Below are 25,331 nucleotides of genomic sequence, written 5' to 3' on the forward strand. Positions count from 1 at the left end.
ATTCTAATATCCCATTAGGAGGGATTATGAAACTGATGCGTACCACCGTAGCCAGCATTGTGGCAGCGACTTTATCTATGACAACCCTGTCCGCGTTCGCTGCTGCAAGCCTGACAGGTGCAGGTGCGACATTCCCCGCGCCGGTGTATGCCAAGTGGGCAGATTCTTATCAGAAAGAAACAGGTAACAAAGTTAACTATCAGGGGATCGGCTCTTCCGGTGGTGTGAAACAGATTATCGCCAACACGGTTGATTTCGGTGCCTCTGATGCGCCATTAGCAGACGAAAAACTGGCTGCTGAAGGTTTGTTCCAATTCCCGACAGTGATTGGCGGTGTGGTACTGGCCGTGAATATCCCTGGCATTAAATCCGGTGAACTGACATTAGATGGTAAAACACTGGGTGATATCTATCTGGGCAATGTTAAAAAGTGGAATGACCCGGCAATCGTTAAATTGAACCCAGGTGTTAAATTACCTGATCAAAATATCGCGGTGGTTCGTCGTGCTGACGGTTCTGGCACCTCATTCGTTTTCACCAGCTATCTGGCGAAAGTGAATGCAGATTGGAAAGAGAAAGTGGGCGCAGGCTCTACAGTTAACTGGCCAACCGGTTTAGGTGGCAAAGGTAACGACGGTATCGCTGCTTTCGTTCAGCGTCTGCCGGGTGCCATTGGTTATGTGGAATACGCTTACGCCAAACAGAATAACCTGGCTTACACCAAACTGGTTTCTGCTGATGGAAAACCGGTTAGCCCGACTGAGCAGAGCTTTAGTGCAGCGGCTAAAGGTGTAGACTGGAGCAAAACCTTCGCTCAAGACTTAACCAATCAGAAAGGTGATGATGTATGGCCAATTACCTCAACAACCTTCATTTTGGTGCACAAAGTGCAGAAAAATGCAGCTAACGGCACTGAAGTTCTGAAGTTCTTTGATTGGGGTTATACGCACGGTGCTAAGCAAGCTAACGCGCTGGATTACGCCACACTGCCAGCCGAAGTTGTTGAGCAAGTCCGTGCTGCCTGGAAGACTCAGATTAAAGACAGTAACGGCAAACCAATCTTCTGATTGAAGTTAGTTTTCCCTGTAATAAGTTATTTATAAAATTACCTTATACCCAAAGTCATTGGAGTTGCAGGTAGGCGGCAATTGAGCTAATCCCGATGAGCTTACTGGTGTAAGTGATTCGGGTTAGTGAACGCAGCCAACACCCCTGCGGCTTCAAGTACGAAGGGGGTATAACACTCAGATGAGAAGAGAGTCTATGGCTGACAAGCCGACGATCAAAGCACCGAGTCGATACGGTGACATCATTTTCAGTGCGCTAGTTAAACTGGCTGCGCTGATTACCCTATTTCTGCTAGGCGGCATCATCATTTCACTGATTGTTGCCTCCTGGCCTAGCATCGAGAAGTTTGGTTGGGCCTTCCTGTGGACCAAAGAGTGGGATGCCCCGGCGGAACAGTTTGGTGCCTTAGTGCCAATTTATGGCACTGTGGTCACCTCGGTGATTGCCCTGATCATTGCAGTTCCGGTCAGTTTTGGTATCGCCTTGTTCTTAACTGAATTGGCCCCAAACTGGTTAAAACGCCCGCTCGGTATCGCAATCGAACTGTTAGCGGCGATCCCCAGTATTGTTTATGGCATGTGGGGCTTGTTTGTCTTCGCGCCCCTCTTTGCTCGCTATTTCCAGGAACCGGTCGGCAACGTAATGTCCGGCATCCCGATAGTGGGGGTACTGTTCTCTGGCCCCGCATTCGGGATCGGCATTCTGGCCGCGGGTGTCATCTTAGCCATCATGATTATTCCTTACATTGCCGCGGTGATGCGCGATGTGTTTGAACAAACGCCGGTGATGATGAAAGAGTCCGCTTACGGCATTGGCTGCACCACCTGGGAAGTTATCTGGCGCATTGTGCTGCCTTATACCAAAAACGGGGTTATTGGTGGCGTGATGTTGGGGCTGGGCCGTGCATTAGGGGAGACCATGGCGGTGACCTTTATTATCGGCAACACCTATCAGCTCGACAGTTTCTCACTGTTTATGCCCGGTAACAGCATTACCTCGGCGTTGGCGAATGAGTTTGCCGAAGCTGAATCTGGCCTGCACACCGCAGCATTGATGGAGTTGGGGCTGATCTTATTCGTCATTACCTTTATCGTGCTGGCTTTATCTAAGCTAATGATTCTGCGTCTGGCTAAGAAAGAGGGGCGTTAAGATGGCGACGATGGATATGCAAAGTGATGCGACGCTGATGGAAACCCGCCGTAAAAAGCAGGCATGGCGTCGTCAAAAGAACCGAATTGCCTTATTGCTTTCAATGGCGACGATGGCGTTTGGTCTGTTCTGGTTAGTGTGGATTCTGTTCTCGACGGTCACCAAAGGTATTGATGGAATGTCGCTGGCGCTGTTTACCGAGATGACACCACCACCCAATACCGCAGGCGGCGGTTTGGCGAATGCGATTGCCGGTAGTGGGTTGTTAATTCTATGGGCGACAGTGATTGGTACGCCACTGGGTATCATGGCGGGGATCTATCTGGCCGAATATGGGCGTAAATCCTGGCTGGCGGAGATCACCCGCTTTATCAATGACATTCTGTTATCAGCCCCCTCTATCGTGGTCGGCCTGTTTGTCTACACCATCGTGGTTGCCAAGATGGAGCACTTCTCCGGTTGGGCGGGGGTAATTGCACTGGCGCTATTACAAGTGCCGATTGTTATCCGCACCACCGAGAATATGTTGAAGCTGGTGCCGGACAGCCTGCGTGAAGCCGCTTATGCACTGGGAACACCGAAGTGGCGTATGATTTCGGCCATTACGCTGAAAGCCTCTATCTCCGGTATTTTGACCGGTATCTTATTGGCGGTGGCGCGTATTGCTGGCGAAACGGCACCTTTGCTGTTCACCTCGCTCTCCAACCAGTTCTGGAGTACCGATTTGACTCGGCCAATTGCTAACTTGCCGGTCACCATCTTTAAGTTTGCCATGAGTCCATTTGCCGAATGGCAACAACTGGCCTGGGCCGGGGTGCTGCTGATTACCCTGTGTGTACTGTTACTGAATATTCTGGCTCGCGTTGTTTTCGCTAAGAAAAAGTATTAATTGGCTGAGAGAACATCAGCTATTAGCAATAGAAAATACCGATTCGCCAATAAATTCCAAAATGCGGCTCCGGCGGCATTGGCTAAAAGAGAGAAGTCTTGATGAGTATGGCTACTGACAGCAACAACAGCAAAATTCAGGTTCGCGATCTGAACTTCTACTATGGCAAATTCCATGCGCTGAAGAATATCTCGCTGGATATTGCCAAAAACCAGGTCACAGCATTTATCGGCCCATCAGGTTGCGGTAAATCGACACTGCTGCGTACATTTAACAAAATGTATCAGTTGTATCCGGATCAGCGAGCTGAAGGCGACATCTTGCTGGATGGCCAGAATATCCTGACCGACAAACAAGATATTGCGTTGTTGCGGGCGAAAGTGGGCATGGTTTTCCAAAAACCGACGCCATTCCCCATGTCGATTTACGATAACATCGCTTTTGGTGTAAAACTGTTTGAAAACCTGTCTCGCGCGGATATGGATGAGCGGGTGCAATGGGCGCTAACCAAAGCGGCACTGTGGAATGAAACCAAAGATAAGCTGCACCAGAGCGGTTATAGTTTGTCCGGTGGACAGCAGCAGCGCCTCTGTATTGCGCGCGGTATCGCAATCCGCCCGGATGTGTTGCTGCTTGATGAGCCTTGCTCGGCGCTTGATCCAATCTCCACTGGCCGAATTGAAGAGCTGATCAGTGAATTGAAGTCTGATTACACGGTGGTGATTGTGACCCACAACATGCAACAGGCGGCCCGTTGCTCAGATCACACTGCATTTATGTATTTGGGTGAGTTAATTGAATTCAGTGATACCGATACACTGTTTACTGCGCCACAGCAGAAACAGACGGAAGATTATATTACCGGTCGCTATGGTTGATAGGCCTATCCCCGTCATACTTCAAGCTGCATGTGCGTTGGCTGCTTTCGTTCACCCCAGTCACTTACTTGAGTAAGTGACTGGGAATGCGCTCAATTGCCGCCTTCCTGCAACTCGAATTATTTAGGGTATACATCAATTTCTACTATTTATATGTACGGGAAGTATCATGGACAACCTGAATCTAAATAAACATATTTCCGGCCAGTTCAACGCAGAACTTGAGCATATCCGCACCCAGGTTTTAACTATGGGTGGGCTGGTGGAACAACAATTATCTGACGCTATCACCGCCATGCATAATCAGGACGGTGAGTTAGCCAAGCAGGTCATTGCTGGCGATAAAAAGGTCAATATGATGGAAGTAGCCATTGATGAAGCCTGTGTGCGCATCATTGCCAAACGTCAGCCAACCGCCAGTGATTTGCGGTTAGTGATGGCGATCATCAAGACTATTTCTGAGCTGGAGCGTATTGGTGATGTGGCGGATAAAATCTGCCGCACCGCATTGGAAAAATTCTCCCATCAGCATCAGCCTTTGTTGGTCAGCCTGGAGTCATTAGGTCGCCACACGGTGCAGATGTTGCATGATGTGCTGGATGCTTTCGCGCGCATGGATTTGGATGAGGCTATCCGGATTTATCGCGAAGATAGGAAGGTCGATCAGGAGTATGAGGGCATCGTGCGCCAATTGATGACCTATATGATGGAAGATCCGCGCACCATCCCCAGTGTGCTGACCGCGCTATTCTGCGCCCGCTCGATTGAGCGCATCGGCGACCGCTGCCAAAATATTTGTGAATTCATTTTCTACTTCGTCAAAGGGCATGATTTCCGCCACCTGGGCGGTGATGACTTAGAGAAACTGCTCTCCAATAAGAGTGAAAAATAATATATCCCCCAATCAGGCTGTGTATTGATACTTGATTGGGGGATGACTTTTACTAGACCAGAACACTTTAGTGAATATCATCCCGCCACTTGCATTATCCTCTAGGCTATTATCCAAAAACGTTAATTCCACATTGTTTTGTATTTGTTTATATTTCGCCATCAATTGATTGACATAATGCCATAGTCTTATGCTTATTTGTGTGGGTGTTGTTTTTGAGTGGATGTTTTTATGGAAATACAATTTCCGCTGCAATGGAAAACTATTTTCCGGGTTAAATTTAAAACTCAACTCAATTTCAGATCACATAAATTCATATCACTATTAATGCGTTTTTACACTGGGCGGGATAAGTGAACATGCGTCTGTATATACCAAAAAATGTGGCCCTTAGCCTGTTGTGGGTGCTATGGGGTGCAGCTTTAGTGGGTTATATGGTCTACAATTTATTTTTTTATCTTCTTCTTGCGCCTACTTTATTCCTCATTTTTATTCTGATAACTATTATGTTTAAAAAGAAAGAAAACAGTCATAACACGGTGTCTACAATGGTCAACTCTTCTCTACAATCCAATACACCACTATCTAACTCACCATCAGACTCAGTGAAGACCAACACGATTATCGCGGCGGGAACAAAAATAAAAGGAGATATTAATCTTGATGGTGATATTCAAATCTACGGTATGGTGAATGGGAATATTACGGTAAATGAAGGCACGATAAGGTTGATGCGCAGTGGCCAAATTGAAGGGAATTTAACGGCTCCCAACATGACGGTTGATGGGCGCATTGATGGTGTTTGTATTTCCGATCATCTGGAAATTTTAGAGAATGGCCGCTTAAACGGCATTGTAAAAGGCAGTAATTTCTCCATTAAAAAAGGCGGCATTTTTATTGGTCAGTCAGAGATTACGGAAGAGTCAGTTAGTCTGCCTCGAAAAGTCAAATCTGCAGTCATGGAGAGTCAGGAAAAACCCAAAGCAGCAGTGGCAATACCTGATGCCCCTGATGACAGTAAATAATTCTGCCTGATGACATTTTTCAAACATATGGTAATGACACGACTAGGTCGAAATGTGCGGCTACAATCGTGTCATTAGCCCATGAGAGCAGAATGAATATTCACTGTTTTTATATGGATAAATTGAAGTGGAGGTTTTATGGGCACCCCATCCTCCGGCGTTTCACTTACCATATATCCCGCTCTCTTTCCCAATATAATTAGTCTCATTCACTGAGATTAATTAGTTATAAATATATCGTTTTATATTATTTCCTGACCTAACGATGAGTTGCTAGCTTATGCATATCGCAACATCTCAATCATCTTAGGAGCTTTCAATGAAGCAATCTCTGACCACCAAAAAAAGCGCTCTGGCATTAACCTTGCTAGCTGGTCTGGCGACACTTTCTGCTGCAGCTCACGCCGATAAGTTAGATGACATCAAGCAAGCGGGTGTGGTGCGGATTGCCGTTTTTGATAGCAACCCCCCATTCGGCTATATCGATCCGCAGAGTAAAAAACTGGTGGGCTATGATGTGGATGTGGCGAACGCGATTGCCAAAGATTTAGGGGTAAAAGTGGAACTGCGGGCAACTAACCCGGCTAACCGTATTCCACTGCTGACCTCGAAGAAAGTCGATCTGATTGCGGCCAACTTCACCATCACTGATGAGCGCGCCAAGGAAGTTAACTTCAGCCTGCCCTATTTTGCCACCGGTCAGAAATTTATCGCCCATAAAGGGGTGCTGAAAACGCCGGAAGATATCCGCAAATTACGTATCGGCGCCGATAAAGGCACGGTGCAGGAGATCACTCTGCGTGAGCACTACCCCACAGCAAAAGTGATCTCTTATGATGATACACCACTGGCATTTACTGCCCTGCGTAATGGTAACGTTCAAGCCATCACTCAGGATGATGCAAAATTAGTGGGGCTGCTGGGTAACTTGCCTGCGGCCCAAAAAGCAGATTTTGAGATTTCACCCTTTAGTATCACCAAAGAGTATCAGGGCGTGGGTATTCCTAAGGGCGAAGAGCGCTTAACCGCAACAGTGAACGAAACACTGGTTAAACTGGAAAAAGAGGGCGAAGCGGCAAAAATTTATGACCGCTGGTTCGGGCCGGCAACCAATGCCGCTCAACCAAGAGGTGAGTTTAAATTTGCACCTTTAGATCAACAACCTAAAGCCTGATTTCGCGTGGAACACCAAGGCCCTGCATGATGATCATGCGGGGCTGTTTGCATTACAACGGGTATAGAGATATATGAATCTACATCATCTCACCGACTGGCTGCTAGCCCCGCAATATCTCGGCTGGCTGTGGAGCGGTTTCCTGCTTACCTTGTGGATCTCCGCCTGCACCGTGGTGGCCTCGACGCTATTGGGCTTTTTACTGGCAGCGGCCAGAGATAGCGAAAATAGAGCGCTACAGTGGTTTGCCATGGGGTACAGCACTCTATTTCGCAATACGCCGCTGTTGATCCAGCTGTTCTTTTGGTACTTTGCCGCCAGCCAACTCCTGCCCGCCAGTTGGATCCCCTGGCTGAACTCTTCCCATGAAATCACTCTGCTCGGGTTAACCCTGAACTGGCCCTCTTTTGAGTTTTTAGCCGGTTTTATCGGGCTGACCCTCTACTCCACGGCGTTTATTGCGGAGGAGCTGCGAGCCGGTATCAGCGGGGTGGCGAAAGGGCAAAAATATGCCGCCCATGCGCTGGGGCTAACGGGCTGGCAATCGATGCGCCATGTGGTGTTGCCACAGGCGTTGAAAATCGCGATGCCGCCATTGCTGGGCCAATATATGAATATTATTAAAAACTCCTCTTTGGCGATGGCGATTGGTGTGGCCGAACTCTCCTATGCATCCCGTCAGGTGGAAACCGAGACATTGCGGACGTTTCAGGCATTTGGCGTAGCAACGGTGCTGTATATCGCCATTATTGCGCTGATCGAGGCGTGGGGTATGTGGCGTCAACAACGAACTGCCACCAGAGGGCATTAAGATGGATTTTACGATTATTGCCGATAACTGGAGCTATCTGCTGTGGGGCACCTACCCGGATGGCCCGCTGGGTGGGGCGGCATTAACTGTGCTGATCAGCATCATGGCGGGGGTCGCTTCCGCTATTTTAGGCACTCTATTGGGGGTGGCGCTGGCGATGTCTCGTGGTGTCTGGGCGGGCATATTGGCGGCTGTTTTAGGTTTTTTCCGTGCTATTCCCGTGATTATGCTGATTTTTTGGACCTATTTCCTGCTGCCGATTGTGTTTGGCGTGGATATTCCCGAAATCACCACCGTGGTGTGTGCGCTGGCGTTGATTGCATCCGCCTATCTGGCTCACGCGGTGAAAGCCGGAATTGTGGCGATCGGTGCGGGTCAGTGGCAGGCGGGTCTGTCACTCGGCTTTAACCGCTGGCAAGTTTTAGGGTTTGTGGTGCTGCCGCAAGCCCTGCGCATGATGGTGCCATCATTTATTAATCAATGGATCTCATTGATTAAAGATACCTCGTTGGCTTATATCGTCGGGGTGAATGAGCTGACGTTTTTGGCGACTCAGGTCAATAATCGCAGCATGGTTTACCCGATGGAAGTGTTTCTGTTTGTGGCGCTGGTCTACTTTGTTCTCTGTCTGGCGCTGGATCTACTGGCGAATGGCCTTAACCGCCGTTTCAGCCCGCAACACGTCATTAAGCAGCAAAGCGCCATTAAAGGTGCATGGCGCTGGTGGCGAAATAAAGTGGCACTGCCAGTCACTAGTCGTGGGTGATACGCCAGCCTTTTTCACGCCATAAATCAGGTAGTTGCTGCATATCATCGAACATGGTGACTAGCGGGTGGTGGATCGGCTGATTGTGCGGATCGGCGCAGTAGTAAAAGACCGGAATACCTGCCGCGATCCCGGCGTGTGTTCCGGCAGCGGAGTCTTCCACCAGAATGCAGCGCTCAGCCGCGACCTGCATCTCTTTCGCTGCATGGTAAATCAGCGCCGGATCGGGCTTCCAGCGTTGAATGTCGTAGCCGCTATAGAGCCTATCTTCAAAGAAGGGGCGCAAGCCCGTCAGGCCAAGGGAGTGCTGCATCTTGCTCACCGGCCCGTTGGATACCACACAAACCGGCAGCGTAATTTGCTCTAGCAGCGCCTTTGCACCGGCGATCGGTTGCAATTGGGCATCAAATAAGCGGGCGACTTCTGCGCGATAGAGTTTTTCCAGTGTTTCAATCGGTTGGTTCAGGTCGTTCTCTTTGCTCACCAACGCGACGATCTCATTCAGTTTCACGCCTTTAAAGCGCTTAATCACCTGCTCCAGTGATAAGTGAATGTCGTAATGGGCAAACATCACCACATAAGCCTGGCAGCACAGCACTTCGCTATCCACCAGGGTGCCATCGCAATCGAACATTACGCAATCTATCTGGTTCACTCAATTTCCTTATTTTCGTATCTATATAATCGAGACTTACCCCCTACTTACTTTAATCATCCTGGCTCAGAATGCGATACATAATTACCCTGCTAGCAATATAACGAATATTAAACGAATAAAATTCAATGCGTTGAGTGATGAGGGTTAGCACCATGCAGATGTTGCGCAACAGAGGCGATAAAAAACAGACAAAAAAGAGTGTGATCCCGCTCTTAAGATTGGTTTTTTGTTATAGGATGTTCCCAACTATCACTCCCTTCTTGTGGAACGCCTTATGAGTAAACCAAACCTTGATACTGAGCAGGGGCTGCTCGAACGTGTTTTTAAGCTAAAGCAACACGGCACCACGGCACGCACTGAGCTGATCGCCGGTATCACCACCTTCCTGACCATGGTCTATATCGTGTTCGTTAACCCACAGATTTTAGGGGTTGCGGGGATGGATGTGCAGGCAGTATTCGTCACTACCTGCCTGATCGCCGCTTTTGGCAGCATCTTTATGGGCTTATTGGCGAACTTACCGGTAGCACTGGCACCGGCGATGGGGCTGAACGCTTTCTTCGCTTTTGTGGTGGTTGGCGCGATGGGCATTTCATGGCAGGTTGGCATGGGGGCGATTTTCTGGGGCGCAATCGGTTTCCTTTTGCTGACTATTTTCCGCATTCGCTATTGGATGATTGCCAACATCCCGCTGAGCCTGCGCGTGGGGATCACCAGTGGTATCGGCCTGTTTATTGCCATGATGGGGCTGAAAAATGCCGGTATCGTGGTTGCAAACCCAGATACATTGGTGACCGTGGGTAACCTGACCTCTCACAGCGTGCTACTGGGGGCGCTGGGCTTCTTTATTATCGCGATACTGGCATCACGCAATATCCATGCTGCGGTGCTGGTTTCTATCGTGGTGACCACCCTAATTGGCTGGGCGCTGGGTGATGTACACTACTCGGGTATTTTCTCCATGCCGCCAAGTGTGACCTCGGTGGTCGGGCAGGTTGACCTGGCTGGGGCGCTGAATGTTGGTATGGCGGGGATCATTTTCTCCTTCATGCTGGTTAACCTATTCGATTCATCCGGCACATTGATTGGCGTGACGGATAAAGCGGGCTTAACCGATGATAAAGGCAAGTTTCCGCGCATGAAACAAGCGCTGTACGTCGATAGTATCAGCTCTGTTGCCGGTGCTTTTATCGGCACTTCGTCAGTGACGGCCTATATTGAAAGCTCCTCCGGAGTTTCTGTCGGTGGTCGTACCGGCCTGACTGCCGTGGTGGTGGGTATCTTGTTCCTGCTGGTGATGTTTATTTCGCCACTGGCGGGTATGGTGCCCGCTTATGCTGCCGCCGGGGCGCTGATTTATGTGGGCGTATTGATGACCGCCAGCTTATCCCGCGTGAAGTGGGATGATCTGACCGAAGCGGTTCCGGCGTTTGTCACTGCCGTGATGATGCCTTTCAGCTTCTCAATTACCGAAGGTATCGCGCTGGGCTTTATCTCTTATTGCCTGATGAAGTTGGGTACTGGCCGCTGGCGTGAAATCAGCCCATGTGTGGTGGTGGTGGCGCTGCTATTTGTGCTGAAAATTGCTTTTGTTGACCACTGATTGCCAGTGATTGACCTCTGATCTTGCCAACGCCCCCCTTTCGACACGAGGGAGGGGGCGTCTTATCGATAATCTTAAGCTTTCAACTGAGCGCTGATTTGCTCCAGTGCCTTGCTGGCACATTGCGCATCCAGATGCCCACCCGGCGCACCGGCAACACCCACCGCACCCACCACTTCATCACCCGCTTTCACTGGCACTCCACCGCCTAACAGCAAGAAGCCCGGAATATCTTTCAGGTTATTGGCCGCCGGCGTTTTTTGGCTGTTCTCCATCACTTGCCCGCTTGGCGTTTTAGTTGAGAGCGCCGTAAAGGCTTTCTGTTCACTGGCTTTAACGGTATGTGGCCCAGCACTATCTGCGCGCAGCACGGTTTTGATGATACCGGCACGATCTACCACCGTGACTGCGACGTTATAGCCATCAGCCTGACAAACCGCAAGGGTACGGCTCGCCAAATCGGTCGCCAGCGCCAGAGAGATATTACGTTCAGTGTTGAGACCCGCAGCAGAGGCCTGTGTTATTAGGCCAATGAATAAGGCAGAGGTGAGGGCAATAGGCTTGATCATATAAAATCCTTATTGTTAGCGACGTGATTTCATCACAGTGCCATCATCCTACGGCGATAAGTGGTGAAAAAATATTCGGCTAACTACCCATTTTGCACCGTAGATCTACCTATCCCCTCATTCAGTTGTGGTCGACCTGCAACGGCCGGTGCTTTATGGATGCGCCTATTTTATCAATGGCGCGTAATACTGAATCAGCAGTGCTAACGAGCTAACCTCCAGTTTTGCAAAGATATTTGCGCGATGAGCCTCCACGGTTCGCGGCGAAAGAGACAAAATATGCGCAATTTGTTTACTGGTCTCCCCCTGAATAATCAGAACGACAACTTCTCGTTCACGGGGCGAGAGTTGGCTGAGCAACTGTTGATAGCCTGCCAACTGGCGATAAGTTGCTAGCGCCTGCTCATGCTGCTCTAGTGCCAGGCTGATGGTTTCAATCAGCACATCAGCATCAATGGGTTTGGTCAGGAACTCCAATGCACCGCCCCTAAAGGCGCGGCGGCACAATTCAATGTTACCGTGCCCCGTCATTATGATGACCGGTAGCGAGCTATCACGAGACTGAATGGCTTCCAATACCGCCATCCCACTTTTACCGGGCATTCTGATGTCAACCAGCACACAACTGGGTTGAGTGACCACCAAGGTGTCGAGAAAGATCTGGCCGTTGCTGAATGCTTTGACCTCCCAGCCCATGGTGGCGAGCAGCGCGGCGAGTGCGGCGCGGACCCCTGCATCGTCATCAATGAGATAAATCTGTTTGGTCATGCATCCTCCGTGCTGACGTTATGGGAAAAGTCAGGGTAAAGCAGGCGCCCCCCTGTTCGCTGTTTCCTGCTTTTATGTCGCCCCCCATTCGCTGCACCAATGTTTCGCACAGAGTCAGCCCCAATCCCAATCCACTTTCGCGGGTGGTGTAGAAGGGGGAAAACAGGTTGTCCAACTGCTGTTGGCTCAGCCCTGGGCCATTATCTTCGATTTGGATAACCCACTGTTTTGGCTGATGGTTAACTCGGAAATAGAGTGTCGGCGCGGGGGTATCTTGCAGCGCGTGAATTGCATTACTCAGCAAATTATGAAAAACCTGCTCCAGCCAGAGCGGATCACTCTGGAGTGGCGGTAAAGGGGCCGGGATGTCGCTACGCACTGTCAGGTTAGCGGCGCTAATCTCTTGCTTTAACAGTAAGTTAACCCGCCGCCAGACATCGGCCATCATCACCGGTTGTAAGTTGACCTGCCCACGACTAAGTAGTGTGCGTAGGCGGTCGAGCAGCGCGGCGATGCGCTTGATTTGCTCAACCGACGCGACTAGCAGTGGCGCGACTTTTTCGTCATGCGGTGGTAACAGTCGTAGCGCGGTCTGGTTATAGCTCAGGGTGGCGGTGAGTGGCTGATTCAACTCATGGGCGATACCGGTCGCAATCTCCCCCATAGCATTGAGTCGGGCCTGATCGGCGAATTTGGCCCGCTGTTCGGCGTGCAAGCGGTGCTGTGCCAACTGTTGCCAGCGGTGCCAACCATACAGGGCGGCGGCGGTGATCAGCGAAAGCAGCAGGGCGGTTAACCAAGGCAAATTGCGCCAAACGGGGGTGGCATGGCCGATTAAGGTGAATGATTGCGCCCCCTCTCCCAACGGCTTTTGCCACTGCCAGAAGCTTTCAGGCGCTGAATGGCCCAGTAGCGCGAGTTGATGCTGCTGATAGCGCAATACCAGGCTGTCAAAGTTAGCGGGCAAACCCACCACTTGCAGCAGTCGCTGGCCATTAACCTGCAAGACACTGCCGTTGTATGAGTTAGATAAACGGTAATCGCCGCCCAGAATTTGCAGGCTAAGCTGGCCGGCTTTTGATCTGTCAGCCGCTGTTTGGCTGATGGCCGCCAGTTGCGGTAAGTGGCGCTGTAGTTGCGTCAGTTGGCCCGGCTCTAGCGCCAAAAACAGAATCGCCTGCTGCTGGGCCAGTTGTTGGCTCAGTTCACGGTGAATGGTGCGGAAATCCGCCTCACGTTCAGCTTGCTGGGTGTTTAGCCCGTACCAACCCAGCCAAAGAGTGGATATCAGGGTCAGAGTCAACCAGACAGTGATTTTAATGGCCATCGGTCAGCAGCATCCGCAAAAAGAGAGTGGCAGGTGTGGGGGCAGAGCGGCTCCCCACTACCCGCAGGCTTATGGGGAGCAGAGATAAAAACTTACTTTTCGCGCACACGATCAATGTAAGTGGCAAAGGCAGCAAGCTGTTTTGTCAGGAAATCCAGTGTCCCTTGATCGGAAAGCTCTTTGGCTTGCTCATCCACTTTGCTTTGAATCACCCCGCCCATAAATTCAGGCTTATTCATCACCATTGCATCGAGGAAGACCAAAATTTGGCGCAGATGGTATTGGCAACGTGCACCGCCAATCGGCCCCATAGAGCTGGTTTGAATCGCCACGGGTTTGTTCGCCAGCGGCTGATTGGGTAAACGGGATAGCCAGTCGATCGCATTCTTCAAGCCGCCGGGGACGGAGTAGTTATATTCCGGCGTCACGATAATTACGCCATCCGCCTGACGGATTTGCTCCGCAATGGCCTGAACCGTGGTTGGGAAGCCATCTTCCTGTTGTACATCAGCATCATAAAGCGGAATATCGCGAATAGACGGCAGGGCTTCGATGGTGACACCCGCAGGTGCTAATTTAGGCAGCGCACGGGCGACCATGGCATTGTAAGAACCACTACGCAGGCTACCTAGCAGGGTAACGATTTTAAGGGGTTGCTGTGACATGACATACTCCCATTGAGTAAATGAGTAACACTGTTTCACCACCAGAGTAGGACAAACTTGCGCGATATCACAATGACTATCTACCGCTCCCCCCCTGAAAATTTCACTTAACTGTTTGTCATCCGCCGATTAATTACACTGAAATTGTGATCGACGGATAAAAACGGAAAAATCGTTTCAATCCGTTATCAAGTCTGCGCGCGGAGTGCCGTTAATAGATCTGGAGCTATCCAGCTCTCTGACATTGAGCGACACGATAATGCTAAAAACCACTCAAGCCCGATTCACCTTACTCGTTAGTGCGTTTTTCATTCTTTTGCTAATCATCACCCTAGTGGTGATTCAGCTTTTTATCACACCACAACTCAAACAATCGGAAAGCACTATTGTTGGCAATAGCGTTGACCAAATTGCGACGGCCATCACCGCGCAAATGAATAAAGTGGAAGCCCAGGCCCGCAGTATTACCCAGGCGGTTGCCATTATGGACAGCAGTACCATCGACTCACTATTACCGGGCTTGGTGGATCAATACGGCGACAGCAATGTATTCGGCGGCGGTATTTGGCCTCTGCCCAATAAACGTGAGCAAGGGGTGGCGAAATTCAGCACCTTTTTTGCCCGTAATGGGGAAAATAAGTTAACGGTTAACACTCATTGGAACTCGCCAGAATCGCAAAATTATTTTGAGCAGTCGTGGTACAAAGATGGCTTAAATGCGCCGAAAGGCTTCTGCGCCTGGGCTAAAGCCTATCAGGATGACGCCAGCCCGCAGCCGAGAACCAACTGTGCGATGGCGATTTATAAAGGCAACGAGGCATATGGCGTTTCAACCATTGACGTCACTTTAGGCTTCTTTAACCGCCTGGTTAAAGAGATGGAGCAGAAAGTGAACGGCACCATTCTGATTGTCGAAGCGGATGGTAAGATTGTGGGTAGCAGCGCCTTGGCTGACGGCAAAGCAGAGCTAAAAAATCTCTCTGATTTTGCCGCTAGTTTGCCGATGGCGGCCGAAACCCAGCGGTTGTTGCCACAAATGAGAGAGCAAAAATCGCTGGAAAGCGAATTTGATGTCGATGGCACCTCACACACCCTGTTTATCCGCCCGATCGCCAATAGCCCATGGTATTTGGTCACTGACTTGCCAACCAGCTTATTGGTCAAACAGAGCCACAGTATCCTGATGCATCTGGGGCTAGTACAGATTCCTATCATGCTGTTATTGCTGATTTTCCTGGTGTTCTCTATCCGCGTATTTATGAAGCGCTTAGCGAATTTGAAAGAGAATATCACCGCATTGTCTGCGGGCGGGGCCGACTTAACCCAGCGCTTGCCGGAAAGCAGCAGTCCGGAGTTCAATGCCATTAACCAGAGTTTCAATGCTTTTATCGACTATTTGCAGCAAATGATGCGCCAAGTCGGTGAGAGCAGTTTGGCTATTGCATCGGCATCACGTGAAATCGCCAGCGGTAATTTGGATTTGTCTGCCCGTACCGAAGATCAGGCCAGCTCAATTGAAGAGACGGCGGCTTCGATGGATGAGCTGACCAGTACCGTGAAGCAAAATGCGGATAACGCCAGCCATGCCAACCAATTGGCGATGGATGCTTCAGCCGTGGCGGTGAAGGGCAGTACGGTAGTGAAAAAAGTGGTGGATACCATGGGTTCCATCAATCATTCATCGAAGAAAATTGTCGATATTATCAGTGTGATTGACAGTATTGCCTTCCAAACCAATATATTGGCACTGAATGCGGCAGTGGAGGCCGCCAGAGCGGGTGAGCAGGGGCGTGGTTTTGCGGTGGTCGCATCGGAGGTGCGTAATTTAGCGCAACGTTCGGCAACTTCTGCCCGCGAGATTAAAAAGCTGATTGAAGATTCGGTGTCTGATATTGCGATTGGTACTGGCTTAGTGGCCGATGCGGGCACTACCATGGATGATCTGATGAGCGGTGTTTCCAATGTGGCGGCACTGATGAATGAGATTATGTCATCCAGCCAGGAGCAGAGTTTGGGTATCGAGCAGGTTAATTTGGCGATTAATCAGTTAGATAACGCAACTCAGCAAAATGCGGCGCTGGTGGAGCAAGTGGCGGCAGCAGCTCAAGCCATGCAGGATCAAACCTTGCAGCTAGAAAGTGTGATTAGCGGCTTTAAGGTTTAATTAAATACGGTATTTTTGCTGAAATTCTTAGTGACTCGATCTTAAGTGGTGAGGATAGGTAGAGGAGTAAAGCGTCCGCGCCAGGGATGGCGCGGCTCGAGCCATCAGGGAGGCGTGTTTTTAAAAAAGAAGTACGGCGTCTTTACGATCTACCTATTCTCTCCGCCGCAGGCACTTTGCGTATAAATCTAACTCTCTTTGGTTTACTCACGGCGAATTTTACTGGCAAATAAATTGCCCAGTGATTGGATTAACTGCACAGTAATAATTAATACAATGGCGGTGGTGATCGTCACAAAAGTATCAAAACGCTGATAACCATAAGTAATAGCTAAATCCCCGATCCCGCCGCCGCCCACAGTTCCCGCCATTGCCGTTGCACCAATTAAGCCAATGGTGGCGGTGGTCAGGGCCAATATTAACGATGACAAGGCTTCGGGTAACAGAAAATACCAAATCGCCTGCAAAGGGGTCGCGCCCATTGATTTTGCGGCCTCCAGAATACCGGGGTTCACATCCAGTAATGAGTTCTCTACCAGCCGGCCAATATAGGGCGCGATAAAAATAATCAGCGGCACAATCGCTCCCGGTGTCCCAATAGTGGTATTCACAATCAGGCGTGTTAGCGGAATAATCGCCACCATCAGAATAATAAAGGGCAGTGATCGGATGATATTGATCACGGGATTGAGAATATTATAAAAGGCACGGCTCTTAATTAATCCGCCCGGCCGAGTTACCACCAGTAAAATTCCCAGTGGTATACCAATAAGAGAACCGATCACCAATGAGATACTGACCATCACCAGTGTGTCGTGTAGCGCTTGAATAAATTGGTCTAGTGTAATGGCGGTTTCGATCATCAATTTATTTCCTGTATATCAATACCGGTTTCCGTCAGATAACTGACAGCACCATCAATGGTATGATTCTCGCCGGTTAATAACAGCACCATGTGGCCGAGGGTGGTGTCCTGTATCTCTGACATGTTGGCAAACAGAATATTAACGCCAATGTCATACTGCTTGATAAGCTGATTGATCACCGGCTGAGTGGCTATTGACCCCATAAAGGCTAATCGGAATTGGCGGCCTGCATGGCTGTTATTCAACAGCTTTTTCACACTCTCAGGTAAACTATCTTTTATTACGGTGCGGACGAAATTAAGGGTGGTGGGATGAGTTGGGTGACCAAACACCGTTAATACCGATCCTTGCTCAATAATTTGGCCGTTCTCCATCACTGCCACCTTATTGCATATTTTTTGAATCACTGACATTTCATGAGTAATCAGCAAAACCGTAATGTTGTATTGCTGGTTGATTTTCTTTAGCAATAATAAGATCTGGGCGGTTGTTTGTGGGTCCAGTGAGGATGTGGCCTCATCACATAATAGGATCGACGGATTGGTTGCCAGGGCGCGCGCAATACCCACCCGTTGCTTCTGGCCGCCCGATAATTCGTTAGGGAAGCTATGGCTTTTATCACCTAAGCCAACAAAATCTAACAGTTCAGCAACGCGTTCCTGAATGAATTTTTTGTTTTTCCCCAATAGAATGAGCGGCATAGCGACATTTTTAAAAACCGTTTTTGATTCCAGTAAATTAAAGTTTTGGAATATCATGCCAATATTTTTTTTCAGCAGCCGTAGCTGCTCATGACTAAAGTCATGCAGATTTTTACCATCAATAATGACATTACCTGATGTCGGGCTTTCCAGCGAATTGACCATCCGTAATAAGGTGCTTTTCCCTGCTCCGCTATAACCGATGATGCCAAATATATCGCCATCTGCGACGGTTAAACTGACATTATTCAATGCCTGTAGTTTGATACCTTGGCGTTCAAAGGTTTTAGAAATATGCTGAAGCTCAATCATCGGCTTATTCCATTAGTTCAGATAATCAGGCAGCATATAACCCGTATACTTTTCGTTTTCCAAAATGTATTTTTTGAATTCAGGTGAGTGATATCCGGCAATAATATCTTTAGCAAACTCAGCGTCCTTATTTTTACCAGCAACAGTAACCACATTAACAAATTGTGTAGTGGGTTTTTCAAGTTGCAGAGCTGAGGTGAGTTTTATTCCGTTAGAGACGGCAAAGTTACCTTGAATAGCACCAAAGTCGACATCAGGTAGCGCCCTGACTTGCTGGGCATTATCCATCTCTTTGATCACCAAGTGATACGGATTTTCCGCAATATCTTTCTGCGAGAAGGTCGCGGGATCAATTTTCTCTTTCAGCTTTATCCAGCCAATGGATTGCAGTAAGAGTGCCGCGCGGTACTCATTTGAGGGTTGGTTCGGGACTGAAATCCATGCGCCATCTTTGGGTTTATCCTCTTTTTGGTGCTTATTGGAATATAGCCCCATGGGTGGCGTTGGTACCTGAACAATACCCGTATTATCTATGCGCAGTCGGTCATTTATTGCTTGCAGATAAATCGGATGCTGCATGATATTGCCATCAATCTCACCAGTGCTGACCGCATTATTGACCTGAATGCCATCATTGAAATCTTTATATTCAATGCTGTAGCCTTTTTTTATCAGATAGGGGGCCACGCCCTTCTCAAATTGTTCTTTATAGGGGCCGGGGTTAAACCCTAACTTAATCAATCTCTGCTCCTCACTGTGAGCATTCAGCGAAGTTAAAATAATTAAGCTAAGGAGAGGTACTGCCACTGAAGGTATTCTCATCATCATTTCCCTGTGGAATAAATATTAATTCAGTATCTAAAGGAGAATTTATTCACAAGGTTGCAGGCGATTGCGCTATCCGTAAACGAAGAATATAGACTTAGCTTATCCATTATAAAGCTATAGCGGTATCAAGGAGAGTATAAGAGAGGGGGATATAAGATTATTATCAACCCGCTGCGCGGTCGTGTTGCAGCGCAGCGGGTTTTAGTGCGATAAACCTGAGTTTAGCCCTGAATCAGATTCGGGATTTTCACATCAGGATTAACATCGGCGTCATAGTCCACACCGTCGATCGAGAAACCGAACAGATTGAGGAATTCGGTTTTATAGCCAACAAAATCAGTTAGTTGATAGATGTTGTCATTGGTAACTTGATCCCACAACTGCTGCACCTGGCTTTGAACTTCAGGAGCCAGCTCTTTGTAGTCTGCGCGCAGACGGCCCTCTTGATCCATATGTGGCGCGTTGCCACACAGGCTATCTTTATACAGCGAGTAGACCTGCTCGATACAACCTTCGTGAGTGCCTTTCTCTTTCATCACTTTGAATAACAGTGACAAATAGAGTGGCATCATTGGAATGGCAGAGCTGGCTTGAGTCACAACCGCTTTCAGCACTGACACACGGGCATCACCGCCGCCGTGGGCTGCCAGGCTATCGCGGATAGCCAGTACCTTTTGGTCTAGATCCTTTTTGGCTGCGCCAATGGAGCCGTTCCAGTAGATATCATGGGTGATCTTCTCGCCCAGATAGGTGAAGGCGGTGGTTTGCGCACCTTCCGCCAGCACGCCGGCTTCCAACAGCGCATCAATCCACATCTGCCAGTCTTCGCCACCCATGACCGCAACCGTGTTGTCGATCTCTTCCTGGGTAGCTGGTTGCAGTACGGCTTCTTTGATCACTTCTTTGTCGGTATCAAGACCACGGAACTTAACTTCATGACCGATAGGTTTCAGTGTGGAGTTGAACACTTCACCGGTTTTTGGGTGAGTACGGCGTGGTGAGGCCAGGCTGTAGATCACCTGATCAACTTGACCTAAATCTTGTTTGATAGCATCAATGGTCAGCTGTTTAATCTGATCGGAGAAAGCATCACCATTGATACTCTTCGCGTACAGACCTTTTTGCTCGGCAAACTTATGGAATGCCGCGCTATTGTACCAACCAGAGGTTGCGGGTTTGCTCTCTTCGCCAGGGCGTTCGAAGAAAACACCCAAGGTATCGGCACCACAACCAAATGCTGCTGTGATGCGGGCTGCCAGCCCGTATCCAGTTGACGCACCAATCACTAATACTCGTTTTGGGCCATTAGCGATGGGGCCTGCTGCGGTGACATAGTCGATTTGCTTTTTGACGTTGGCTTCACAGCCCGCCGGGTGAGCAGTCACACAGATAAAGCCGCGTACACGTGGTTTTATAATCATGGATACCTCAAATTTAGGGATATAGTTAAGTGTTCGAGTCACTGGCAGTGCTGATTTTGCTCGCTCAAGCCGCTGCACAGTTCAGACACATAGAGCAAGATTATCAAAATTAGCGATAATCTGCTCCCGCGCTAGCGCATCACACTCATTTTCCAATACAAAAACTGGAGAAAATGCGCCCCAGTAAGTCATCCGAGCTAAATTCACCGGTAATTTCACTCAATGACTGTTGTGCTAACCGTAACTCTTCAGCCAGTAGTTCACCGGCGTAAGCGCTTACTAACTGTTCGTGGCCCTGCACCAAATGCCGTGCGGCTGTTTCCAGTGCCTGCAAATGGCGGCGGCGAGCCAGAAAACCGCCTTCGGTGTTGCTGGTAAAGCCCATACTCTGCTTCAAATGGTTGCGTAGCAGGTCAATGCCTTCGCCTGTTCGGGCGGATAAGCGAATTAGTGAGTGACCATTCACTTCTGTTAGCCCCAGCGTCTCACCGGTGATATCCGCTTTATTGCGCACCACAGTGATGGGGAGCGTCGAGGGCAAGCGCGCCATAAACTCCGGCCAAATCGCGGCGGGTTCAGTGGCATCCGTGGTGGTGCCATCAACCATAAACAGCACTCGGTCGGCTTGTTCTATCTCATTCCATGCCCGTTCGATGCCAATGCGCTCAACTTCGTCACTGGCTTCGCGTAAACCGGCGGTGTCGATGATATGCAGTGGCATCCCATTGATATGAATATGTTCCCGCAATACATCACGAGTGGTTCCTGCAATATCGGTGACAATCGCGGCTTCACGGCCTGCTAACGCATTGAGTAAGCTAGATTTACCGGCATTAGGGCGGCCTGCAATCACCACTTTCATCCCTTCGCGCAGCAGACTGCCTTGGCGGGCTTCAGTGCGCACCTGCTCCAGCTCGGCCATGACGCCGTTTAGCTGGCCTTCAATTTTGCCATCGGAAAGGAAGTCGATTTCCTCATCTGGGAAGTCAATGGCAGCCTCGACGTAGATTCGCAGGTGAGTAAGTGCTTCCACCAATTGATGGATGCGAACTGAAAACGCCCCCTGCAATGAGTTCACCGCCGAGCGCGCGGCTTGCTCTGAACTGGCATCAATCAAGTCAGCAATCGCCTCTGCTTGTGCCAAGTCCAGCTTGTCGTTGAGGAATGCGCGTTCAGAGAACTCACCCGGACGGGCAATGCGCAGCTCTGGCAGGGCCAGAATGCGTTTTAACAGCAGATCCAGTATCACGGGGCCGCCGTGACCTTGTAGTTCCAGCACGTCCTCGCCAGTGAAGGAGTTCGGGCCGGGGAAGTAGAGAGCAATACCTTGATCCAGCGTACTGCCATCGACATCTTTAAATGGCAGATAATCGGCATAACGTGGTTTGGGCAATTTGCCCAAAACCGCCTGCGCGACGGCGGCGGCAGCACGACCTGAAACACGTAAAATACCCACGCCACCACGGCCTGGCGGCGTTGCTTGTGCGACGATAGTATCAGTGGCGCTCATGGTAATTTCTCTCTTTAACTTATTGTTTTTGCACAAGCCTGAATCACGAAAATCAGGCTTGTGTAAAAAGAATAAGGCGGTCATATTGACCGCCTTGATACCCTGCTTACTTGAGGTTACAGCGTTTTGTTAGCTGTTTATCTACCTGGCCCATCCTTGGGCCTCTGCAACGCCAATTAATTTGGGTATCTATCTATTACGACTGTTTTTTCTTATCGCGGCTGTGTAAGCCACGTTTTTCCAGACCACGATAAATCAGCTGTTGCTGCAGGATGGTCACCAGGTTACTGACGATATAGTACAGTACCAGACCCGCCGGGAACCACAGGAAGAACACCGTGAAGATGACTGGCATGAAAGTCATGATCTTCTGCTGCATCGGGTCAGTCACGGTGGTCGGTGACATCTTCTGAATGAAGTACATGGTGATACCCATCAGAATTGGCAAGATGTAGTACGGGTCTTGTGCTGACAGGTCATGAATCCACAAGATGAACGGCGCGTGGCGCAATTCAACCGAGCTCATCAACATGTAGTACAACGCCAGGAAGATAGGCATCTGAATGACCAGCGGTAAGCAGCCACCCAGTGGATTAACCTTCTCAGCTTTGTACAGCGCCATCATCTCCTGACTCATGCGCTGCTTATCGTCGCCGATACGCTCACGCATGGCGGCCAGTTTAGGCTGCAGCAAACGCATTTTCGCCATCGAGGTGTATTGCGCCTTCGTCAGCGGGTACATGATACCGCGCACGATAAAGGTGATGACAATGATGGAGAAGCCCCAGTTACCGACAAAGCTGTGAATGAATTTCAGCAGTTTGAACAGTGGCTGAGAAATAAACCATAACCAACCATAATCAACCGTCAGATCCAGGTGTGGCGCGATGGCTGCCATTTTGTCCTGAATTTCCGGGCCAACCCACAAGGTGGCACCCAGTTGTTTCTGCTCACCCGGTTGAATGACGACGGGCATGCCTTTGAAGCCGATAGCAGCCAGACCGTTACCCAAATCAGCAGAGTAGAAGGTGTTGGTTTCGTTAGCCGCTGGAATCCACGCTGTGGCGAAATACTGCTGCAACATTGCAACCCAGCCACCTTTGGTGGTGATGTCTAAACTTTTGTCTTCGATATCACTAAAGCTGTATTTTTTATATTTAGTGTCATCAGAAGAGTAAGCGGCACCACGATAAGTATGCAGCGCAAAGTTATTGCTGCCAGTATCACGGTGTTTAGGCAAGTTGATGCTCTGCTTCAATTGGCCAAATAGCGTCAGTTCCAATGGGGCATCTGAGGCATTTTTAACGTGATAATCCACGCCAATGGCGTAGTCGTTACGTTTTAGCACAAAAGTTTTGGTGAAAACGGAGCCATCTTTGCCAGTGAAGGTCAATGGAATGCGCAGTTCATCCTGACCATCGGCTAAGACAAAGCTGGTCTGTGGCGCTTCAAATAGCGGGCGCTCACCGTTAGCTGGATTATCCGGGCCGCTTTTGCCTGTCAGACCGCTTTGCGCCTGATAAACGAAAGCTGGTGTGGTTTCCAGTAATTCGAAAGTTTTGTCTGAACCCAGAGCATCCGGGTAAGCCAGCAGGTTAGCCTGCTCGATGTCACCGCCACGGGTATTAATGGTCAGAGACAGCACATCAGTTTTTACAGTAATCAGTTGACCCTGACCACTGGCTGGCACGGCCTGACTTGCTTTATCACCGGTAGCAGTATTCGCAGTCTGTTGCGTGGTCTGGGCCGCTGGTTGTGGATTGTTATCCACTTGCCAGGCTTGCCAGATCATGAAAGACACGAACAGCAGAGCGATGAGTAGAAGATTGCGTTGCGAATCCATCGTTAGTGTTCTCTGTTATCGTCGGGTTTCGGCGGCACGGGATCATCGCCACCTGGGTTCAAAGGGTGGCATTTTAATACGCGTTTCAGTGTTAACCAACTGCCTTTTATCATGCCAAACCGGCGCAATGCCTCAATTCCGTAATGAGAGCATGTCGGATGGAAACGACAGCGCGGCCCCAGCAGCGGACTAATCACGAGCTGATAGCCCCTGATTAGCCCGATCAGGATGCGGGAGCCTGGCGACAGTGGCGACGCCATAATTTTTCCAAAGCTTCCGTCAACGCACGGTTATCGAGGTCAGCCACACCCTTTTTCACCAAAACGACAAAATCCATAGACGGCAACGTGTGCTGATGTAAACGGAAGCTTTCGCGGGTTAGGCGCTTTATCCGATTACGTTCGTGAGCACGTTTGACATGTTTTTTGGCGACGGTAAGACCGATGCGGGGATGCCCCAGCTCGTTCAGGCGGCCGAGGATGGTGATTTGCGGCGTGCCAGCCCGTAGTGGCTGCTGGAAGACGAAAGTGAAATGACTGGGAGTTAACAAACGTAACTCCCTAGGAAATGCTAGCTTAACCACTGAGATGGTTAGCTTTTATTACTTAGAAACAGTCAGACGAGAACGGCTTTTCGCACGACGGCGAGCCAGAACTAGACGACCATTTTTGGTGGCCATACGAGCACGGAAACCGTGGCTACGGTTGCGCTTCAATACGGACGGTTGGAAAGTGCGTTTCATAGCGATTTCTACCTAAACTTAAAATAATTACTGATTCAGTAAACGCGTTTGGCTGCTCGGAGTGAAGACACCGACGCCTCAATCGCAACATATAAAGAAGCGGGATTGTAATAATTGTACAGTCCTGAGTCAATTGACATTGCGCACGCCCGCACAGAAGTTTTCTGTATCGGGAGTTTACCAAGAGCCTGTCCGTGTTTACTGCTGGTCTCTTTTTGACCTGGGCCATCAAGATAACAGTCATCACACGTAGGGCTGAGGATTATACGGACTCCCGAATAAAGCGCAAGGATCGCTGTGAGATCCTTTGTGGAATAATGAGGATCAGTTGCCGGAAAAGGGGAAGGTGGAACCAGTATAATCTGAAATATTTCGCGATCGTTGACGATGAGGGGCACGAAAAGCTGTGCGCTGGGTTACACTCCCGGCAGAAGTTATGCCCTGTGGATAAAAAGGATCTAATCTGTGAGGAAGGGGAGGATCTATTGCTCCTTTTGCGCTATGATCCGCCATTCCGATCGCATCTACTACTCTGGGATCACTACTCCGGGATCGCGGGGAGATGTTAGTCGTAAAAACAACCGAAAAACGGTTCGCATGTCACCTTGGCTTGCTACAGGCCTATTGGCGTGTGTCAAAAACGATGAGTTGCAAAAATCCTGATTTCTTTCTTTTATTGATCTTGTTCGAGTGGAGTCCGCC

General features: G+C 49.5%; 25 protein-coding genes. 11 read left to right on the plus strand and 14 right to left on the minus strand.

The window, feature by feature from the left end; all coding sequences use genetic code 11:
* Positions 1-26 precede the first annotated feature (26 nt).
* The 9 genes from pstS to FFE93_RS21355 all read left to right on the plus strand — a co-directional run bounded on the left by pstS (position 27) and on the right by FFE93_RS21355 (position 8,652).
* Complete coding sequence (gene pstS, locus FFE93_RS21315; protein WP_005271513.1) at positions 27-1,067, plus strand: phosphate ABC transporter substrate-binding protein PstS; 1,041 nt, start codon at positions 27-29, stop codon at positions 1,065-1,067.
* Between the two features lie 196 nt (positions 1,068-1,263).
* On the plus strand, positions 1,264-2,217 hold the full coding sequence (pstC, locus tag FFE93_RS21320; protein ID WP_005271515.1) for a phosphate ABC transporter permease PstC: 954 nt from the start codon (positions 1,264-1,266) through the stop codon (positions 2,215-2,217).
* A 1-nt stretch (position 2,218) separates the two neighbouring features.
* Positions 2,219-3,106 carry a phosphate ABC transporter permease PstA gene (gene pstA, locus FFE93_RS21325; protein WP_005271516.1) on the plus strand — a complete coding sequence of 296 codons (888 nt, stop codon included), beginning with the start codon at positions 2,219-2,221 and terminating at the stop codon, positions 3,104-3,106.
* Between the two features lie 101 nt (positions 3,107-3,207).
* A complete protein-coding gene (pstB, locus tag FFE93_RS21330) occupies positions 3,208-3,984 on the plus strand; it encodes a phosphate ABC transporter ATP-binding protein PstB (protein ID WP_032896692.1) in 777 nt (258 codons plus the stop codon).
* Positions 3,985-4,153: 169 nt separating this feature from the next.
* A complete protein-coding gene (phoU, locus tag FFE93_RS21335; RefSeq protein ID WP_005271518.1) occupies positions 4,154-4,876 on the plus strand; it encodes a phosphate signaling complex protein PhoU in 723 nt (240 codons plus the stop codon).
* Between the two features lie 359 nt (positions 4,877-5,235).
* Positions 5,236-5,901, plus strand: coding sequence for a polymer-forming cytoskeletal protein (locus FFE93_RS21340; protein WP_005271522.1), 666 nt, complete (start codon positions 5,236-5,238; stop codon positions 5,899-5,901).
* Between the two features lie 319 nt (positions 5,902-6,220).
* Positions 6,221-7,075: an ABC transporter substrate-binding protein gene (locus FFE93_RS21345; RefSeq protein WP_005271525.1), complete on the plus strand. Its 855-nt coding sequence runs from the start codon at positions 6,221-6,223 to the stop codon at positions 7,073-7,075.
* A gap of 73 nt (positions 7,076-7,148) precedes the next feature.
* Positions 7,149-7,886: an amino acid ABC transporter permease gene (locus FFE93_RS21350; protein WP_049601057.1), complete on the plus strand. Its 738-nt coding sequence runs from the start codon at positions 7,149-7,151 to the stop codon at positions 7,884-7,886.
* 1 nt (position 7,887) lies between these two features.
* Complete coding sequence (locus tag FFE93_RS21355) at positions 7,888-8,652, plus strand: amino acid ABC transporter permease (RefSeq protein WP_005271531.1); 765 nt, start codon at positions 7,888-7,890, stop codon at positions 8,650-8,652.
* On the opposite strand, the gene yieH is transcribed toward FFE93_RS21355, so the two are convergent.
* A complete protein-coding gene (gene yieH / locus FFE93_RS21360; RefSeq protein WP_138774640.1) occupies positions 8,639-9,307 on the minus strand; it encodes a 6-phosphogluconate phosphatase in 669 nt (222 codons plus the stop codon). The genes FFE93_RS21355 and yieH overlap by 14 nt on opposite strands.
* 277 nt (positions 9,308-9,584) lie before the next feature.
* Here yieH and FFE93_RS21365 point away from each other — a divergent pair, with 277 nt between their 5' ends.
* Positions 9,585-10,913, plus strand: a complete 1,329-nt coding sequence (locus FFE93_RS21365; protein WP_049601066.1) for an NCS2 family permease — start codon at positions 9,585-9,587, stop codon at positions 10,911-10,913.
* 74 nt (positions 10,914-10,987) lie between these two features.
* Here the strand turns inward: FFE93_RS21365 and FFE93_RS21370 are convergent, their stop codons facing one another.
* The 4 genes from FFE93_RS21370 to FFE93_RS21385 all read right to left on the minus strand — a co-directional run bounded on the left by FFE93_RS21370 (position 10,988) and on the right by FFE93_RS21385 (position 14,242).
* Positions 10,988-11,482 carry a GlcG/HbpS family heme-binding protein gene (locus tag FFE93_RS21370; RefSeq protein ID WP_057648944.1) on the minus strand — a complete coding sequence of 165 codons (495 nt, stop codon included), beginning with the start codon at positions 11,480-11,482 and terminating at the stop codon, positions 10,988-10,990.
* Positions 11,483-11,647: 165 nt separating this feature from the next.
* Positions 11,648-12,250 (minus strand): response regulator transcription factor, encoded by a 603-nt coding sequence (locus FFE93_RS21375; protein WP_057648946.1) that lies wholly within the window; start codon positions 12,248-12,250, stop codon positions 11,648-11,650.
* Positions 12,225-13,577 (minus strand): sensor histidine kinase, encoded by a 1,353-nt coding sequence (locus FFE93_RS21380; protein ID WP_138774641.1) that lies wholly within the window; start codon positions 13,575-13,577, stop codon positions 12,225-12,227. Before FFE93_RS21380 ends, FFE93_RS21375 begins: the two co-directional genes overlap by 26 nt.
* Positions 13,578-13,669: 92 nt before the next feature.
* A complete protein-coding gene (locus tag FFE93_RS21385) occupies positions 13,670-14,242 on the minus strand; it encodes an NADPH-dependent FMN reductase (protein ID WP_049601068.1) in 573 nt (190 codons plus the stop codon).
* A 259-nt stretch (positions 14,243-14,501) separates the two neighbouring features.
* Here FFE93_RS21385 and FFE93_RS21390 point away from each other — a divergent pair, with 259 nt between their 5' ends.
* The gene (locus tag FFE93_RS21390; RefSeq protein ID WP_049601071.1) at positions 14,502-16,406 is read left to right on the plus strand and encodes a methyl-accepting chemotaxis protein; all 1,905 of its coding nucleotides are present in this window, start codon (positions 14,502-14,504) and stop codon (positions 16,404-16,406) included.
* Between the two features lie 203 nt (positions 16,407-16,609).
* Here the strand turns inward: FFE93_RS21390 and FFE93_RS21395 are convergent, their stop codons facing one another.
* The 9 genes from FFE93_RS21395 to rpmH all read right to left on the minus strand — a co-directional run bounded on the left by FFE93_RS21395 (position 16,610) and on the right by rpmH (position 24,629).
* Positions 16,610-17,269 (minus strand): methionine ABC transporter permease, encoded by a 660-nt coding sequence (locus tag FFE93_RS21395; protein ID WP_032896698.1) that lies wholly within the window; start codon positions 17,267-17,269, stop codon positions 16,610-16,612.
* On the minus strand, positions 17,269-18,285 hold the full coding sequence (locus tag FFE93_RS21400; protein ID WP_005271538.1) for a methionine ABC transporter ATP-binding protein: 1,017 nt from the start codon (positions 18,283-18,285) through the stop codon (positions 17,269-17,271). Before FFE93_RS21400 ends, FFE93_RS21395 begins: the two co-directional genes overlap by 1 nt.
* A gap of 12 nt (positions 18,286-18,297) precedes the next feature.
* Positions 18,298-19,107, minus strand: a complete 810-nt coding sequence (locus FFE93_RS21405) for a MetQ/NlpA family ABC transporter substrate-binding protein (protein ID WP_032896700.1) — start codon at positions 19,105-19,107, stop codon at positions 18,298-18,300.
* A gap of 227 nt (positions 19,108-19,334) precedes the next feature.
* Positions 19,335-20,534: an enoyl-ACP reductase FabV gene (gene fabV, locus FFE93_RS21410; protein ID WP_032896702.1), complete on the minus strand. Its 1,200-nt coding sequence runs from the start codon at positions 20,532-20,534 to the stop codon at positions 19,335-19,337.
* 145 nt (positions 20,535-20,679) lie between these two features.
* Positions 20,680-22,044, minus strand: coding sequence for a tRNA uridine-5-carboxymethylaminomethyl(34) synthesis GTPase MnmE (gene mnmE, locus FFE93_RS21415; protein WP_138774642.1), 1,365 nt, complete (start codon positions 22,042-22,044; stop codon positions 20,680-20,682).
* Positions 22,045-22,240: 196 nt separating this feature from the next.
* Positions 22,241-23,887, minus strand: a complete 1,647-nt coding sequence (gene yidC, locus FFE93_RS21420; RefSeq protein WP_049601081.1) for a membrane protein insertase YidC — start codon at positions 23,885-23,887, stop codon at positions 22,241-22,243.
* A 2-nt stretch (positions 23,888-23,889) separates the two neighbouring features.
* A complete protein-coding gene (gene yidD, locus FFE93_RS21425; RefSeq protein ID WP_032906726.1) occupies positions 23,890-24,147 on the minus strand; it encodes a membrane protein insertion efficiency factor YidD in 258 nt (85 codons plus the stop codon).
* Complete coding sequence (gene rnpA / locus FFE93_RS21430) at positions 24,111-24,470, minus strand: ribonuclease P protein component (protein ID WP_032814795.1); 360 nt, start codon at positions 24,468-24,470, stop codon at positions 24,111-24,113. The genes yidD and rnpA overlap by 37 nt, the downstream gene beginning before the upstream one ends.
* An 18-nt stretch (positions 24,471-24,488) precedes the next feature.
* Complete coding sequence (gene rpmH / locus FFE93_RS21435; RefSeq protein WP_019212655.1) at positions 24,489-24,629, minus strand: 50S ribosomal protein L34; 141 nt, start codon at positions 24,627-24,629, stop codon at positions 24,489-24,491.
* Between the last annotated feature and the right edge of the window lie 702 nt (positions 24,630-25,331).

The organism is Yersinia sp. KBS0713 (assembly GCF_005937895.2).
Taxonomy (GTDB): domain Bacteria; phylum Pseudomonadota; class Gammaproteobacteria; order Enterobacterales; family Enterobacteriaceae; genus Yersinia; species Yersinia bercovieri.

Bases quoted from the DNA above. Each gene is read 5' to 3' on its own strand.
- pstS (WP_005271513.1), top strand. From the start codon at position 27: ATGAAACTGATGCGTACCACCGTAGCCAGCATTGTGGCAGCGACTTTA.
- pstC (WP_005271515.1), top strand. From the start codon at position 1,264: ATGGCTGACAAGCCGACGATCAAAGCACCGAGTCGATACGGTGACATC.
- pstA (WP_005271516.1), top strand. From the start codon at position 2,219: ATGGCGACGATGGATATGCAAAGTGATGCGACGCTGATGGAAACCCGC.
- pstB (WP_032896692.1), top strand. From the start codon at position 3,208: ATGAGTATGGCTACTGACAGCAACAACAGCAAAATTCAGGTTCGCGAT.
- phoU (WP_005271518.1), top strand. From the start codon at position 4,154: ATGGACAACCTGAATCTAAATAAACATATTTCCGGCCAGTTCAACGCA.
- FFE93_RS21340 (WP_005271522.1), top strand. From the start codon at position 5,236: ATGCGTCTGTATATACCAAAAAATGTGGCCCTTAGCCTGTTGTGGGTG.
- FFE93_RS21345 (WP_005271525.1), top strand. From the start codon at position 6,221: ATGAAGCAATCTCTGACCACCAAAAAAAGCGCTCTGGCATTAACCTTG.
- FFE93_RS21350 (WP_049601057.1), top strand. From the start codon at position 7,149: ATGAATCTACATCATCTCACCGACTGGCTGCTAGCCCCGCAATATCTC.
- FFE93_RS21355 (WP_005271531.1), top strand. From the start codon at position 7,888: ATGGATTTTACGATTATTGCCGATAACTGGAGCTATCTGCTGTGGGGC.
- FFE93_RS21365 (WP_049601066.1), top strand. From the start codon at position 9,585: ATGAGTAAACCAAACCTTGATACTGAGCAGGGGCTGCTCGAACGTGTT.
- FFE93_RS21370 (WP_057648944.1), bottom strand. From the start codon at position 11,482: ATGATCAAGCCTATTGCCCTCACCTCTGCCTTATTCATTGGCCTAATA.
- FFE93_RS21375 (WP_057648946.1), bottom strand. From the start codon at position 12,250: ATGACCAAACAGATTTATCTCATTGATGACGATGCAGGGGTCCGCGCC.
- FFE93_RS21380 (WP_138774641.1), bottom strand. From the start codon at position 13,577: ATGGCCATTAAAATCACTGTCTGGTTGACTCTGACCCTGATATCCACT.
- FFE93_RS21385 (WP_049601068.1), bottom strand. From the start codon at position 14,242: ATGTCACAGCAACCCCTTAAAATCGTTACCCTGCTAGGTAGCCTGCGT.
- FFE93_RS21390 (WP_049601071.1), top strand. From the start codon at position 14,502: ATGCTAAAAACCACTCAAGCCCGATTCACCTTACTCGTTAGTGCGTTT.
- FFE93_RS21395 (WP_032896698.1), bottom strand. From the start codon at position 17,269: ATGATCGAAACCGCCATTACACTAGACCAATTTATTCAAGCGCTACAC.
- FFE93_RS21400 (WP_005271538.1), bottom strand. From the start codon at position 18,285: ATGATTGAGCTTCAGCATATTTCTAAAACCTTTGAACGCCAAGGTATC.
- FFE93_RS21405 (WP_032896700.1), bottom strand. From the start codon at position 19,107: ATGAGAATACCTTCAGTGGCAGTACCTCTCCTTAGCTTAATTATTTTA.
- fabV (WP_032896702.1), bottom strand. From the start codon at position 20,534: ATGATTATAAAACCACGTGTACGCGGCTTTATCTGTGTGACTGCTCAC.
- mnmE (WP_138774642.1), bottom strand. From the start codon at position 22,044: ATGAGCGCCACTGATACTATCGTCGCACAAGCAACGCCGCCAGGCCGT.
- yidC (WP_049601081.1), bottom strand. From the start codon at position 23,887: ATGGATTCGCAACGCAATCTTCTACTCATCGCTCTGCTGTTCGTGTCT.
- yidD (WP_032906726.1), bottom strand. From the start codon at position 24,147: ATGGCGTCGCCACTGTCGCCAGGCTCCCGCATCCTGATCGGGCTAATC.
- rpmH (WP_019212655.1), bottom strand. From the start codon at position 24,629: ATGAAACGCACTTTCCAACCGTCCGTATTGAAGCGCAACCGTAGCCAC.